Origin of the sequence: Rhodococcus sp. FH8 (assembly GCF_019266085.1) — a bacterium.
GTDB classification, from domain to species: Bacteria; Actinomycetota; Actinomycetes; order Mycobacteriales; family Mycobacteriaceae; genus Rhodococcus_F; species Rhodococcus_F qingshengii.
This window is the reverse complement of record NZ_LPNQ01000080.1, coordinates 36,839-50,288: the sequence shown is the minus strand read 5'-3', so window position 1 is coordinate 50,288 and position 13,450 is coordinate 36,839. Positions and strand designations below refer to the sequence as shown.

The 13,450-nt window shown below is 61.8% G+C and carries 14 protein-coding genes; 8 read left to right on the top strand and 6 right to left on the bottom strand.

Going from position 1 to position 13,450, the window contains the following annotated elements; translation table 11 throughout:
• The first annotated feature begins 78 nt into the window (after nt 1-78).
• Nucleotides 79-1,035 (top strand): agmatinase, encoded by a 957-nt coding sequence (speB, locus tag ATN38_RS26970; protein ID WP_003941134.1) that lies wholly within the window; start codon nt 79-81, stop codon nt 1,033-1,035.
• On the opposite strand, the gene ATN38_RS26965 is transcribed toward speB, so the two are convergent.
• Nucleotides 999-1,673 (bottom strand): bifunctional 2-polyprenyl-6-hydroxyphenol methylase/3-demethylubiquinol 3-O-methyltransferase UbiG, encoded by a 675-nt coding sequence (locus ATN38_RS26965; protein ID WP_007727092.1) that lies wholly within the window; start codon nt 1,671-1,673, stop codon nt 999-1,001. The two genes, speB and ATN38_RS26965, sit on opposite strands and share 37 nt — an antisense overlap.
• A gap of 91 nt (nt 1,674-1,764) precedes the next feature.
• On the opposite strand from ATN38_RS26965, the gene ATN38_RS26960 reads away from it, so the two are divergent.
• Nucleotides 1,765-2,220: a hypothetical protein gene (locus ATN38_RS26960; protein ID WP_231915385.1), complete on the top strand. Its 456-nt coding sequence runs from the start codon at nt 1,765-1,767 to the stop codon at nt 2,218-2,220.
• Between the two features lie 163 nt (nt 2,221-2,383).
• Nucleotides 2,384-3,985 (top strand): ABC transporter substrate-binding protein, encoded by a 1,602-nt coding sequence (locus ATN38_RS26955; protein WP_058227973.1) that lies wholly within the window; start codon nt 2,384-2,386, stop codon nt 3,983-3,985.
• A gap of 41 nt (nt 3,986-4,026) precedes the next feature.
• Here the strand turns inward: ATN38_RS26955 and ATN38_RS26950 are convergent, their stop codons facing one another.
• The 3 genes from ATN38_RS26950 to ATN38_RS26940 all read right to left on the bottom strand — a co-directional run bounded on the left by ATN38_RS26950 (nt 4,027) and on the right by ATN38_RS26940 (nt 5,821).
• A complete protein-coding gene (locus ATN38_RS26950) occupies nt 4,027-4,431 on the bottom strand; it encodes a 6-carboxytetrahydropterin synthase (RefSeq protein WP_058227974.1) in 405 nt (134 codons plus the stop codon).
• A 7-nt stretch (nt 4,432-4,438) separates the two neighbouring features.
• On the bottom strand, nt 4,439-4,816 hold the full coding sequence (locus tag ATN38_RS26945; protein ID WP_063892149.1) for a metal-sensitive transcriptional regulator: 378 nt from the start codon (nt 4,814-4,816) through the stop codon (nt 4,439-4,441).
• Nucleotides 4,817-5,014: 198 nt separating this feature from the next.
• The gene (locus tag ATN38_RS26940; protein ID WP_058227975.1) at nt 5,015-5,821 is read right to left on the bottom strand and encodes a hypothetical protein; all 807 of its coding nucleotides are present in this window, start codon (nt 5,819-5,821) and stop codon (nt 5,015-5,017) included.
• 251 nt (nt 5,822-6,072) lie between these two features.
• Here ATN38_RS26940 and ATN38_RS26935 point away from each other — a divergent pair, with 251 nt between their 5' ends.
• From ATN38_RS26935 to ATN38_RS26925, 3 genes are all read left to right on the top strand, one after another.
• The gene (locus tag ATN38_RS26935) at nt 6,073-7,503 is read left to right on the top strand and encodes an MFS transporter (RefSeq protein ID WP_020968303.1); all 1,431 of its coding nucleotides are present in this window, start codon (nt 6,073-6,075) and stop codon (nt 7,501-7,503) included.
• Nucleotides 7,504-7,576: 73 nt separating this feature from the next.
• A complete protein-coding gene (locus ATN38_RS26930) occupies nt 7,577-8,104 on the top strand; it encodes a carboxymuconolactone decarboxylase family protein (protein ID WP_020906029.1) in 528 nt (175 codons plus the stop codon).
• A complete protein-coding gene (locus tag ATN38_RS26925; RefSeq protein ID WP_218749013.1) occupies nt 8,088-9,410 on the top strand; it encodes an MFS transporter in 1,323 nt (440 codons plus the stop codon). The genes ATN38_RS26930 and ATN38_RS26925 overlap by 17 nt, the downstream gene beginning before the upstream one ends.
• Before the next feature lie 79 nt (nt 9,411-9,489).
• On the opposite strand, the gene ATN38_RS26920 is transcribed toward ATN38_RS26925, so the two are convergent.
• Nucleotides 9,490-9,768 carry a YHS domain-containing protein gene (locus ATN38_RS26920; RefSeq protein WP_003941173.1) on the bottom strand — a complete coding sequence of 93 codons (279 nt, stop codon included), beginning with the start codon at nt 9,766-9,768 and terminating at the stop codon, nt 9,490-9,492.
• 273 nt (nt 9,769-10,041) lie between these two features.
• On the opposite strand from ATN38_RS26920, the gene ATN38_RS26915 reads away from it, so the two are divergent.
• Nucleotides 10,042-11,001 (top strand): DMT family transporter, encoded by a 960-nt coding sequence (locus tag ATN38_RS26915; protein WP_218749011.1) that lies wholly within the window; start codon nt 10,042-10,044, stop codon nt 10,999-11,001.
• On the opposite strand, the gene ATN38_RS26910 is transcribed toward ATN38_RS26915, so the two are convergent.
• Nucleotides 10,991-11,665: a TetR/AcrR family transcriptional regulator gene (locus ATN38_RS26910; protein WP_007727120.1), complete on the bottom strand. Its 675-nt coding sequence runs from the start codon at nt 11,663-11,665 to the stop codon at nt 10,991-10,993. The genes ATN38_RS26915 and ATN38_RS26910 overlap by 11 nt on opposite strands.
• Before the next feature lie 158 nt (nt 11,666-11,823).
• Here ATN38_RS26910 and ATN38_RS26905 point away from each other — a divergent pair, with 158 nt between their 5' ends.
• A complete protein-coding gene (locus ATN38_RS26905) occupies nt 11,824-13,326 on the top strand; it encodes an MFS transporter (protein ID WP_218749009.1) in 1,503 nt (500 codons plus the stop codon).
• The last annotated feature ends 124 nt before the right edge of the window (nt 13,327-13,450 follow it).

The window sequence follows — 13,450 nt, the reverse complement described above, 5'->3', positions numbered from 1 at the left end:
GAAACCATACTTGCTCAGAGAGCTACATCACTGAAGGGCGCCCGGTGTGCGCCGAATCGAGAGCAGGGACCTCTGCACATGGCTACCAACAACCCCGGATCGTTCATCGGACCCGTCGACGCCACGCGCGTCCCCCGCTACGCCGAGCCGACCACCTTTGCGCGTCTCCCGCGCCTGGACGAGGTCTCGCGCGCCGACGTGACGATCCTCGGTATCCCCTTCGATTCGGGTGTCAGCTACCGCCCCGGTGCCCGGTTCGGTCCGGGGCACATCCGCGCTGCGTCGAAGCTGCTGCGTCCGTACAACCCAGCGCTGAAGGTCTCGCCCTTCGCCAACCAGCAGGTAGCCGATTTCGGCGACATCGGCGTCAACCCCTTCGACATCCAGGAAGCTCTCACGACGGTTCAGTCCGCCGTCACCGACCTGCGCGCCGACGGTTCCTCCGTGCTCACGCTCGGCGGCGATCACACCATCGCACTGCCGATCCTGCGTTCACTGGCCCGCGATCACGGCCCGATCGCCGTCCTGCACTTCGACGCTCATCTCGACACCTGGGACACCTACTTCGGTCAGCCTTTCACCCACGGCACCCCCTTCCGCCGCGCCAGTGAAGAGGGCCTGATCGACATGGAGCGTTCGCAGCACATCGGCATCCGTGGACCGCTCTACAGCGAGAAGGACCTCGAAGACGACCGCGTCCTCGGCTTCCAGGTGATCCGCAGTGACGACTACGAGGTCGACGGTGTCGCCAGCATCGTCGAGCGCATGCGTAAGCGCCTCGACGGTGGGCCGGTGTACGTCTCCGTCGACATCGACGTACTCGATCCCGCCCACGCTCCGGGCACCGGAACACCCGAAGCGGGCGGCATGACCTCGCGCGAATTGTTGAACACACTGCGTGGGTTGGTGGGACTCAACGTGGTCGGCGCCGACATCGTCGAGGTAGCGCCGGCGTACGACCACGCCGAGATCACCGGTATCGCAGCGGCCCACGTCGCTTACGAGTTGCTGTCGGTGCTCGCACTCAATCGCTGAAGCAGCACAACGGTATCCGTCGTGTGATGCATCTCGGGGTTCGCGGGAAGATCACGTTCCCGCGACTCCGAGACCAACACCTTCCAACCATCGGTGAACAGCGACTCCACGTATTCGGGTGTATGGAGCATGGCCCGATGGTGCTCGGTCGGCGACTCGTGAGGTGAGTGGCCCACGATCAGCAAATGCCCGCCGGGCGCGACCAGATCTCCGAGAGCACGGAACAATTCCCCGCGCGCGGGTTCGAGCATGTGGAAGAACTGCGCGGACACCAGATCGAACGAGCGCCCCTGCGGATCCCACTTCGTCAGGTCGGCTTCCAGCCATTCGATGTCGACGCCCTCGCCCTCGACGTGAGCCTGGGCGCGGCCGAGCGCAACCGACGAGATGTCGGTGCCGGTGACCTTCCACCCGCGACGCGCCAACCACAAAGCGTCGGCACCTTCGCCGCAACCGACGTCGAGTGCCGTGCCCGGTTCCAGGTCGGAGGCTTCGGCAATCAACTGTGGGTTGGGATTTCCGCTCCAGCGCGCGGGGCGTTCCTCGTACAGCGAGTTCCAGAACTGTGCGTCCGCCTTGGCGTACGGATTCTCGGTGGTATCGGAGTTTTCGTGGTGATTGTGGTGTTCGTGGCTCATGCACCCAGGATGAACGACCTTCCACAACTCACGCAACCATCTTTGCTGAAACAGCAACTCCTCCATTTCGACGCCCTGCTAACGTCACGTCGTGGCCGTTGGATTTCCCGTGTTTCGTCTCTACTGCAACTCAGCAGGCCCATACGTTTTGTGTTGTGCGCATTTCCCCGAGGTCACCGGTTCGAACTCGTACGAAGAGTTCAGCGTCCAGCAGAGCTTCGACCGCGCAGTCGAGAAGATTCTGCGCGATGCATCCTTCGAACCGACTACCTTGACTTTGGTCGGCGAGCAGCAGGGCTATCCCGTCGGAGACCGACTGTTCGATACGACAGTTCCGCGTACCGGAACCGTCTCATACGCGTTCCAAGAAGCCGGACCGCCGTGGATCGTTCTCGGCCTTGATGTTTCGGCGGACGAATTCTGGTCCGAAATCGACGACGACGCAGACCTCCACGGTCTCGGCCCCACCTCCCCGTTGAGGTCAGTTCCAGCAACCGTGCTCACGGAGACCGGGTGGCCACGACGAAGTGACCTCGACTCCCCGTGAACTGAACCAGAACTCCAACCTTCGTGAAATCGAACAAAAATCCGCCCGATTTTCGTGAGGATCGACCGAGATGCCCGTCACGTCCTACGCCAAGATTTAGCGGTCACACTCGACTGCGCCCTCACGATTCACTCCCGGGCCCCGGCTCCTTCACGGAGGCACAATGAAACACCGCTCCTATTCGACGCTTGCCGCGACCGCGGGGCTCGCGCTCGTATTGTCGGCTTGCAGCTCGGGAGGCACGTCCTCGGGCTCCGGCGGCGGTGAGCCTCTGACTGACGGAACCTTCCGGTACGCGTTGCAAGGCGATCCGGGTGCACTCAACCCGATCATGTCCGGCTCTGCGGCAACCGCGGAAATTTCGAAGCTGGCGTACGACTCCCTGGTCTACCAGGATCCTGAAACCAGTGAATTCAAACCATGGTTGGCCGAGAAGTGGGAAGAAACGCCGACCTCCGCGTCCTTCACCATTCGTGAAGGCGTGACCTGTACCGACGGGTCGACGCTGACTGCACAGACCGTCGCGAACAACATCAACTTCGTAGCCGATCCAGCCAAGGGTTCACAACAACGCGGCACCACAGTTCCCATCGGCGCTTCGGCCACTGCCGATCTCGCCACCCGCACCATCACGGTAACCACTCCGGCGCCGACCCCGTTCCTCCTCCTCACCATCAGTCGCCTCCCGATCATGTGCGATGTCGGTCTCGAAGATCCGACCGCCTCGAACAACAAGTCGCTGGGCTCCGGCATGTTCGAAGTCACCGAAGTCTCGGCCAATGACCACTACACGTTCGAGCGTCGTGACGGTTACAGCTGGGGGCCCGACGACACCACCTCCGACACACCGGGTGTCCCCAAGACAGTCATTGCTGTCATGGCACCCAATGTCAGCACCGCAGCAAACCAGCTTCTCTCAGGCGAACTGAGCGCATCTCCGATCGCCGGTCCGGACAAGGATCGCATCGATGCCGCCAATTTCGACTCGGTCCAGCGCCCACTTCCCGCCGGTCAGATGTACTTCAATCAGATTGCGGACAATCCGACCAGTGATCCCGCCGTTCGAAAAGCTCTCGTCCAGGCTGTCAATCTCGACGATCTCGCTGAAGTCATCACTGGCGGCCAGGGCACCCGTGCAACAAGTCTTGTCTCCGTCGAGCCCCGAGCCTGTGTGTACGACTCTGTCGCAGGCAACATTCCGGACTTCGACCTCAGCGCAGCAAAGGCAACACTGGACGCTGCAGGTTGGATCGCCGGCTCCGACGGCAAACGAAGCAAGGACGGAAAGCCGCTGACCCTCCGCCTCTTCTACGCTGCCGGCGAAGATGCGCGCAGCGCGGCAGCCGAGCTCACCCAGTCGGCATGGTCCGACCTCGGTGCGACCGTCGAGGTGACAGGAGCCGACCAGACCAAGGTTGTCGACGTCATGCTCAGTGGCAAGGACAACAACCAGTGGGACATCGCGTGGATCCAGATCAACAATTCGGTTCCCAGCGGGTTCGTCCCGTTCTTCTCCGGTCCTGCTCCGGCAGCAGGTAAGAATTTCTCTTCGATCAACAACCCCGCCTACGAAGCAGCCGTTGCCAAGGCCTCCGGTTTGACCGGCGACGCAGCGTGCGCGGAGTGGGCAGACGCCGAGTCGCAGATCACCAAAACGGTGTCAGCAGTCCCGTTTGCAGATACGGTCTTGAGCTTCTACTTCAACAAGGCCGGACTCGCATTCGGTAAGACCTTCATCGGTTCTGCGTTGCGCCTCTACCAGTAGGCCGGTCGACCGAACGCGGTGCGTCAACGAGATACGTCAGATCATTGTGATCTGACGTATCTTGTTGCCACACCGATCGTCTCGTTGTCGAGTTCGACGTAGGTCAGCTGAGGAATGCTGGACGCAAGTTCAGTGAAAGCCCACTTCGCGACATTCTCGAATGACGGACGGAAATCGAAAATCTCCGGCCAGGCACCGCTCGCCAATTGCTCGGCACATCGATCGACGGACTCGTCCAGAGCGTCCGTGTCGACAAACCATCCACGTTCTCCGAGTTGGTCGTCCTCGAACGAGAACGCCACTCGCATCGTCACGCGAAATCCGTCGGCAGGCATCAGCGGCGGCAAGTTCTTCGCGTCCCGCACCGGTGCCGGAAGCCCCTGCCTCACAGCGAATGTACGACGGATCTCGATACTGAACATGCGCACCAAGGTATCAATGTTCATCACAATTCTATGAGCGGACCAATCGCGCAATCGCGTCGTTTGCTTCTTTGATCTTCGCGTCCGCCTCGGGCCCACCGGCAACAGCGGCTTTGACGACGCAGTGGCCGATGTGGTCCTCGAGCAGGCCCATGGCCACCGCCTGGAGGCCCTTGGTCATCGCCGACACCTGCGTCAGGATGTCGATACAGTACTTGTCCTCGTCGACCATGCGCTGCAGGCCGCGAGCTTGACCTTCAATGCGACGCAGACGCGCCAGGTAGTCGCCCTTGGCGGTGATGTAGCCGTGCGAATCTCCCGTGCAGCACACATCGCCGGTCGCATCACTGCCTTGGACACTGTTTGGAGCGCTGCTTGGCGCACTGCCAACTTCTGTCGCTTCCGACATTCGATGTCCTCCTGTTCGTCAACGCGTGATTTCGCAACAATTCTCGTTACCGGGGCGATGTGCGGAGACTCTTCGACTTCCGTTGTCTTGCAGAGCAATCACTGCGCACATCGCCACGCATTTCGCTACTGCACGAACAGATGGATGCATGGCGATTGCCCATGCCCGTTTTCCCGTTGCTGCGAAACTCATTCGGTTTCAGTGCCCGTGGTGCGCGTGGCTCGAGTGTTCGGCCCCAGACGTGGTCGCATTGTCGGCCGTCAGCGTGAATTCCGCCGTACGCACCACTCCGCCGTGCTTGAAGTCCAAAAACAACCGGTAATCCTCGGCGCTCGGCATGTTGGCGTAGAAGGTGATTGCCGGTCCGGCCGGCGTGACACCGTCACCGGGGTAGCCGTCCGGATGGACATGGAGATAGGCGAGGTCGGAGGCACGCAATGCGACCAGATGCCCGTATGCGGCAAGGTAGGGCTGCAAGTCTGTGACCGGGATTCCGTCACGACTGACCGAGAGCGTGAGCTTCGATGTCTGGCCGGCATGGGCCGTGCCTTCGAGGGAGACGGTATAGCCGTCGACCGTCGTGGCGGCAGTAGCGGCGGGCAACGGCCGAGGATCGTAGGATCCGGCGACGCGCACATCCGCACTGAGCGTGATTCCGTCACCACCGTCCGGAGTGAAATCAGCGAATACTCGATAGTCTCCCGCATGATCGAAATCGACTGACACATGCCAGTTTCCGTTCTCGTCCAATTCGGGATGCACGTGCTGGAATCCGGTCAGGTCCAGACCGACCACGATCAGATGCAACTGCTTGTCGTGGGTGTCCGTGTACCGGATCAACGGAGTTCCAACCGGATCCAGGATCCGGAACTGCAAGGGGACATGGTTGCCGACGGCCGCCTCCGACGTTGCCAATTCCAGTGTGTAGCCGTTGTCGCTGAACATCTTGCCCTCCAAAGTTTGGGTCGGCAGCACTTTCGTTGCCGTCTGCGTCAGGTTCTGCACTCCTTGACATCGAACCTGTTGCAATTTGTACCATACCCCCCTAGGGTATGCAACGAACTACTCGAACACCCTGAATTCACTCGAAGGAGATCCGATGCGCATCTACGCAGAGCGCCGGCCGAATGAGTTCCAAGAGCAGCATTTCCCCGTGCACCCCAACGAAGCGCTGCGCCGATGTCACCCAGGCCCGCTTACGACACCCCTAGACCACACAAGCATCACCTATACCCCGTACAGGTAAGGAACTCAGAATGTCCACACAACCGAAATCCACCCGTAAGTGGTGGGCGTTGGCGTTGATCGCCGCCGCTCAGTTCATGGTCATCATGGACACCTCCATCATCGGCGTCGCTCTCCCCCAGATGCAGAGCGATCTCGGCTTTTCCCAAGAAGGCCTGACCTGGGTCTTCAATGCGTACGTCATCGCGTTCGGCGGGCTACTCCTCCTCGGCGGCCGCCTGTCCGACCTGTTCGGCGCCCGCAGAGTGTTCTCCGCTGGTTGGCTGATCCTGCTGATCGGTTCCGTTGTCGCCGGTGCCGCCGGTAACGTCGCCGTCGAACTTGCGGGCCGTGCAGTCCAGGGCGCAGGCGCCGCACTCATCGCGCCGTCGGCGCTCACCTTGCTGATGATGCTGTTCGGCAGCACACAGAAAGAGATGACCAAGGCGCTGTCCATCTACGGCGCTGCCGCCCCGGCCGGCGGTACGGCCGGCGTGTTCCTCGGCGGCGTCATCACCGAATACACCAGCTGGCCTTGGGTGTTCTACCTCAACATTCCCATCGCTGTCATCGCGCTGATCGCTACTCCCCTCCTGATGCCGAACGCACCGGCACGTACCGGGTCGATCGACTTCCTCGGCGCACTCGCTGTCACCGCAGGTCTTGCTGTCGGAGTCTTCGGCATCGTCAGAGCACCTGATGTCGGATGGGGATCCGGGCAGACGTGGCTGGCGCTCGCCGTTTCGGCCGCTCTGTTGGGTGCATTCGTATTGATCCAGTCGAAGCGTCGGGAACCTCTGGTGCGTCTGGGAATCTTCAAGGCGCCCAACCTCGGTGCCGCGAACATCGCTCAGCTCGTCCTCGGCGCTGCCTGGATACCGATGTGGTTCTTCCTGAACCTGTACCTGCAGCAAGTGCTCGGATACAGCGCCTTCCCGGCCGGTGCGGCGCTGCTGCCGATGACGATCTTCGTCATGCTCGGCATGGTCGTCGTGGCACCACGGGCCATGGCGCGCTTCGGCGCAAAAGCGATGATCGTGACCGGATTGCTTGTACTGGGAATCGGTTTGGGTTGGATGTCGTTGATCCGGCCCACAGGCAACTTCTGGGTCGACGTACTGCCGGCATCGCTCGTGGCTGCGGCAGGTATGACGCTGGCGTTCATTCCCTCACTCGGTACGGCGATTTCGGCTGCACGCCCGGAAGAGGGCGGATTGGCTTCCGGCATCGTCAACGTCAGCTACCAGGTCGGCTCGGCTGTCGGCCTCGCGGTGATGACCGCGATCGCAGCAGTGTTCGGCGCTGATCAACTCGGTGACCTGACGGAGTTGACGAACGGTTTCTCCGCCGTGTTCCTCGGAGCAGCCGCCATCGCAGTGGTTGGCGCAGCAATCACCGCGGTCGTGATGCGGTCGACCAAGGTCGACGATCCTCGAACCGTTCAATCCACCGTCAATTCTTGACCAACTCCGGTGGTGGGTTCGGCCGGCTGTCACCAGCCGAACCCACCACCGGCGGAACCACTTAGGACTCGTTATGTCGCGCCTTGCATCTCTCACGCCCACCACCGCTGTCGGTGCATCTAAAGACCTTCTCGCCGAACTCGTGAACCGTCACGGACAGGTCGGTGACATGGTCGCGGCGATGGCTCATTCGCCCGCCGTGCTGGGCGGCTATCTGCAACTCAGCCGGGCAATGAAGCGAGCGAAACTCAGCCGCAAGATCACCGAGCGAATCTCTATCGCTGTGCAGGTCCAGCAAGGTTGCGCTGTTTGCCTCGAAGCCCACGTCGCCGCCGCGCACGCCAACGGCGTCGAGGCGGACGAGATCGAGCGTGCCCGCGCGGGCACCTCGGCCGATCCCGCCATCGCGGCAATGATCGACCTCGGGCTTCGCGTCTATCGGGAGCCTGCCTCGATTTCAGACGAACACATCACGGGCCTTCGAGCGCACGGCTACGGTGATCGCGAGATCGCCGACGTAGTCGGAATCGTCGCCCTCAATGTCCTGACCGGAGCTTTCAATCTTGTCGCGGGAGTGAAACCAAATGAACCGGATCGCTAACTCCGCACCGGAACGGAACAGCTTGCGTCTGTTCTTGATTCGCGACTATCGCCTGCTCTTCAGCGCCCAGATCATCGCGCTGTTCGGCACCGGGTTGGCGACGGTTGCCCTGGGTCTACTCGCCTACGAACTCGCCGGACCGAGCGCCGGAGCCGTGCTGGCCACCGCGCTGACGATCAAGATGTCCCTGTACGTCGTGATCGCTCCACTCGCGGCGGCGTACGTAGACCGGTTGCCGAGACGGGCTTTCCTCGTTGCCCTCGATGCCATTCGCGCAGCGGTCGTGATCGCATTGCCCTTCGTCAGCGAGATCTGGCACATCTACGTGCTGGTGGGCGTTCTCCAAGCTGCGTCGGCAGCGTTCACTCCCACGTTCCAAGCGGTCATCCCTGACATCGTGACCGACGAGGCCGATTTCACCCGCGCACTGTCGGCATCGCAGGTCGCTTACACGATGGAAAGCCTGCTCAGCCCTGTTCTTGCCGCAGTCGCACTGTCCTTCATGACATTCAACCTGTTGTTCGTCGCCACCTCCGTGGGCTTTGCGGTCTCGGCACTGCTCGTGCTGGCCACCCGAATCCCCAACGCTCGCCGAAGTACTCACCGCAAGGCGTGGGATCGGATCGCGTCGGGAGTGCGGATCTTCGTGACCACGCCGCGACTGCGCGGCATCATGGCACTCAATCTCGTGGTGGCAGCAGCCGGATCGATCGTGGTGGTCAACACCGTCAACTACGTCCGCGACGAGCTCGGTGGAACTCAATCCGACGTGGCCTGGATGCTTGCCGCGTCAGGCACCGGCACGTTGATGACCGCGCTGCTTCTTCCACGCGTTCTCGACAGAACTGCTGAACGCACTGTGATGACAGCAGGTTCCGTTGTCCTGGTCTTCAGCGCCGGCGCGGCAGCAGCCCTCGCCGTGGTCGGTGTATTCACGTGGATGCTCACTGCCGCAGTGTGGGCACTCGTCGGCGCCGGGATGGCCATGATCGTCACGCCGACTGGAAAGGTGCTTCGGCGCTCCGTCGACCCCGCAGGTATACCGGAGGTGTTCGCAGCCCAGTTCTCCCTGTCGCACCTCGCCTGGCTTGTCACCTATCCGATCGCCGGATGGGTTGGTTCGAGCGCGGGATTTGCGGTCACCTGGAGCATCCTCGCTGCGCTTGCCGCAGTGGGAGCCGTTGCAGGATTTGCACTTTGGCCTCGGGAGACAGTTGCTGAATTGCCCGTACAGGCGGCGTACGAAACCACCCGAGGCGAATGCACCTTGGCGGCTACCCAGTGCGCGTGCGCTCGCCCCGTCTGATGTCGACGGTCCGCCCGAATCCCGACAGCGCTACAACGAAAGTGGTGGTGCAGCCATCGCCTGCACCACCACTCTCGGCTCAACTCACGTCGGCGTACTTCCTCGGATTTGCGTCGAATCGAGGACCACATCCCTTGCAGCAGAACCAGTACCGATTTCCTTCGAAGTCACGGAACAGGCCTTCCGCTTCGGCACGCACCTTCTCGATCACGCTGCCCGGCATGACCCGACATTCGACGAGTTCACTACTGCCAGCGGTGAGTAGGTCTTTCCCACCGGTCGGCATCGCCGAACCGACAGCGCCGACATCGCCTTTGGCGTCAGACTTCGGGGTGTTGCCACAGCCACAACTGCTCATTGGGATTCCTGTTCTTTTGCGGGACGGACGCGGCCCGCAAAGCGAGCCCGATACAACCGCCAATATACCCCCTATAGGTATATTCTACTGAGCCTGAGGGTGCGTTCAGTTGACACATCGCCGTATAAACCAGTGCGGGAGAGGGAATATACCGTCGCGGGATCCCCGCTCGCCTGCAGCATCATGACACAGCCAACCCTATACCTACTGGGGGTATAGGGTAGGTCTGGTATCGACCATCCATGTCCGCGAGGTCGTCGACGAAGAGGAGCAATGAAGAACTGGAAAGCAATCGGCAGCAGCCGATTCGCCGTGGTTGGAGCTTTGCTGTTGGTCGGCGTGCTCTGGGGAAGCTCGTTCCCCCTGGTTGCTGTGGCAGCACCAACTCTCGGCGCCGTCGGCACGACGCACGGCCGCTTCATTGTTGCAGCGTTGGTTCTCGCGCTGATAACTGCTTCCAGCAGATCGACCTGGCGCGCGGTCCGTCATCGGTTTCCTGCATTCCTACTGCTGGCTGCCCTCAACGTCGCTGGGCCCCTGACACTTGTCGCAACTGCGATCGTCGGCCTCAACTCGTCGACGGCGTCGATCCTGAATGCCACGACTCCGATGTTCACAGTATTCGTCGCCGCTTTCTGGCTTCGACAAAAGATCACCTGGCGAAAACTCTCGGGGGTCGCGATCGGCATCGTCGGCGTCTCGGTGCTTGTCGGCGGAATTCCGTCAGCGATCGACAGTCGCGCAATGCTGGCCATTGGCGCATCTTTGACCGCGGCGCTGCTGTACGCAGTCGGAGGTGTCTACGCACGAAAGTCGTTCCAGGACACTCCACCCCTGACGCTGGCCCTCGGCCAGCAACTTGCCGCGGTCGCCCTCTTGGTGCCGGTGTCCGCCGTCGCTCCCCCTCCGGGGCCCATAACCGTCGGCCCTCTCATCGCCGTGGTAGCCCTGGGGCTGGGGGCTACCGCCGGTGGCTACCTGGTCTACTTCTGGATAATTCGTCAGGCGGGTCCAGTCGCGGCATCGGCCGTCACTCTTCTCGTTCCGATTTCGGCATCAGCCATCGGAGTGCTGTGGTTGAACGAGCCTGTTACCTTCGCGCTCGTTGGCGGTCTTGTCATCATTCTTGCCGGAGTCGGCTTGCTCCTGGATCTTCCGCCGACGCGAGATCCATTGCGCAGGGTTGCCCCGGACCGGGCGGCTAGCGCGGACAAACGGCCGGTCAGCGGCTGATCGGAGCCGTCCAAAGTCCGACCAGCGCGTCGACGAGGTCGGTCGTGAAGTCCTCCCATGACGTGACCGCGTCCGGCCCCTCTTCGGCAAGCGTGCGCTCACGTTCGGCGAACATGTGCACGATCGCATTGCGTCCGATGTCCGCGCGGGCGCGTCGAACACTCATCGGCATGTCGGCCAGACAGTCAGAGAGTCCCCGAAGCGTCTCCTGCAGGGTGGGCGAGGCCAGTACCTCGTCGTAGACGATTTTCCGCAGGACCGGGTCGGTGAGAATCTGTGCACTGAACCGCGCGTACCAAGTCGGGCCACCCATTTCGGCGTAGTGATCGGTCGACGCCCGAACCAGACACGAAATCCAGTCACGAACGTTTGTGGACCCTTCGATCTCACACAGCAGTTCGCCACGCTTCTTCTCGACCTGCTGGGAATGCTTGTTCACGATCGCGCGGACCAGATCGGTCTTGGTCCCGAAGTGGTATCCGACGGCTGCATTGTTGCCCTGACCCGCCGCTTCACTCACCTGGCGGTTCGAAACCGCGAAGACACCGTGCTCGGCGAACAACTGCTCGGCGACGGCGAGAATGCGGTCTCGGGTTGCAGCAGAGCGCGCGGAATTTGCGGCGCCGCCGACGTCGGCCGACGCGTCCTCAGTCCTCGTAGTCATGGGCACCATCATCCTCGACCATCCGAAGCTGCTCGGCACCGGAGATATTCGTCACGATCGGAGGCGCACCCTTCCGTTAAGTCAGTCACTTGATTTAACTTTAGTTCAATCAACTGACTTAAACCATTATTCGTTCTTCCTCCGATGGAGTTACCGCAATGTCGTCAACCACTTCTCCACCACCGACAACGCCGCCACAGACAACGAAGTCGCCAGCCACCACCGCAGTGGTGGCTGTTCTGGCGTTTTCCGGCATCGTCGTCTCGCTCATGCAGACGCTGGTCATCCCGATCATCCCGCATCTGCCCGAGTACCTGAACGCGCCGGCGTCCGATACCGCGTGGGCTGTGACCGCCACGCTGCTCGCCGCCGCCGTCGCCGTCCCGACCATGGGCCGCTTGGGCGACATGTTCGGCAAACGGCGTCTACTCCTGATCAGCATGGCGCTGTTGGTCACCGGTTCGGTGGTCGGAGCCCTCAGTTCGAGCGTTATCCCCCTCGTTGCCGGCCGAATCCTGCAAGGCCTTGCTGCCGGCGTCATTCCGCTGGGTATCAGTGTGATGCGCGATGTACTTCCGCCCAAGAAGCTCGCCGGCGCTGTTGCGATGATGAGCGCTTCGCTGGGAGTCGGTGGCGCTCTGGGGCTTCCGATCGCGGCTTTGATCGCCGAGTACGCCGACTGGCACGTCCTGTTCTGGGCGTCAGCCGTGCTCGGCGCTCTTGCGGCCGTTCTTGTTGTCGTCCTGGTCCCCGAATCGACGGTTCGCACAGGTGGCACGTTCGACTTCGGCGGGGCAATCTCGCTCTCAGCCGCCCTCATCGCTCTACTACTGGCCATTTCCAAGGGTGGCGACTGGGGTTGGACGAGCACGCTCACGCTTTCCCTGTTCGGCGCCGCGATCCTGATATTCGGATTCTGGGCTTGGTGGGAACTACGCACCCCCAAGCCGCTGGTGGATCTACGCGTATCCATCCGCCGCCAGGTGCTCTTCACCAACCTCGCATCGATCGTGTTCGGGTTCGCGATGTTCGCCGCCAGCATGGTCTTTCCCCAGGTAGTCCAGTTGCCTGAAGTCACTGGTTACGGCCTAGGCGGTTCGATGCTCACCGCGGGTCTGGTCATGGCTCCCTCCGGCATCATCATGATGCTGATCTCTCCGCTGTCCTCACGTATCACCAATTCGCACGGACCCAAGGTGACGCTCATGCTCGGCGCCATTGTGGTCGCAATCGGTTACGGCATCGGCATTTTCGCCATGCACTCGATTTGGGAACTGATCGTGATCGCAGTAATCATCGGCGCCGGTACCGGTATGGCTTACGGCGCAATGCCCGCTCTCATCATGGGGGCTGTTCCTCCGTCCGAGACCGGTGCGGCCAACAGCTTCAACACCCTGATGCGCTCCCTCGGTACATCATTCGCCAGCGCCATCGCGGGTGTCGTCATCGCCCAGATGACCATGTCCATCGGTGGGGCAACGCTGCCGTCGGAGAACGCTTTCCGCGTCGTCATGGCCCTCGCTGCCGGATCCGCCGTCGTCGCACTCGTCCTGGCCGGTTTCCTCCCTCGGTTCAACAGCTCCAACTCCCGCAAGGAGATTGGTAGCCAGCACACCGATACGTCCCCGACCTCCTCGAAGGAATCCGTTCCGACACACTGAGCCAGCGCGCAATACACACTGCGCTGTACACACAGCCCGGCCCCGGCGGAGTCCAACTCCGTCGGGGCCGACGCGTTTCACACATTTTGCTGTTGATACACCTGCGGACGACAGTTTCGTGACA

Excerpts from the sequence above, each read along its gene's own strand:
- ATN38_RS26910 (WP_007727120.1), bottom strand. The coding sequence starts at position 11,665 with ATGACTACGAGGACTGAGGACGCGTCGGCCGACGTCGGCGGCGCCGCA.
- ATN38_RS26925 (WP_218749013.1), top strand. The coding sequence starts at position 8,088 with ATGAACCGGATCGCTAACTCCGCACCGGAACGGAACAGCTTGCGTCTG.
- ATN38_RS26915 (WP_218749011.1), top strand. The coding sequence starts at position 10,042 with ATGAAGAACTGGAAAGCAATCGGCAGCAGCCGATTCGCCGTGGTTGGA.
- ATN38_RS26930 (WP_020906029.1), top strand. The coding sequence starts at position 7,577 with ATGTCGCGCCTTGCATCTCTCACGCCCACCACCGCTGTCGGTGCATCT.
- ATN38_RS26965 (WP_007727092.1), bottom strand. The coding sequence starts at position 1,673 with ATGAGCCACGAACACCACAATCACCACGAAAACTCCGATACCACCGAG.
- ATN38_RS26955 (WP_058227973.1), top strand. The coding sequence starts at position 2,384 with ATGAAACACCGCTCCTATTCGACGCTTGCCGCGACCGCGGGGCTCGCG.
- ATN38_RS26945 (WP_063892149.1), bottom strand. The coding sequence starts at position 4,816 with ATGTCGGAAGCGACAGAAGTTGGCAGTGCGCCAAGCAGCGCTCCAAAC.
- speB (WP_003941134.1), top strand. The coding sequence starts at position 79 with ATGGCTACCAACAACCCCGGATCGTTCATCGGACCCGTCGACGCCACG.
- ATN38_RS26920 (WP_003941173.1), bottom strand. The coding sequence starts at position 9,768 with ATGAGCAGTTGTGGCTGTGGCAACACCCCGAAGTCTGACGCCAAAGGC.
- ATN38_RS26935 (WP_020968303.1), top strand. The coding sequence starts at position 6,073 with ATGTCCACACAACCGAAATCCACCCGTAAGTGGTGGGCGTTGGCGTTG.
- ATN38_RS26905 (WP_218749009.1), top strand. The coding sequence starts at position 11,824 with ATGTCGTCAACCACTTCTCCACCACCGACAACGCCGCCACAGACAACG.
- ATN38_RS26950 (WP_058227974.1), bottom strand. The coding sequence starts at position 4,431 with ATGAACATTGATACCTTGGTGCGCATGTTCAGTATCGAGATCCGTCGT.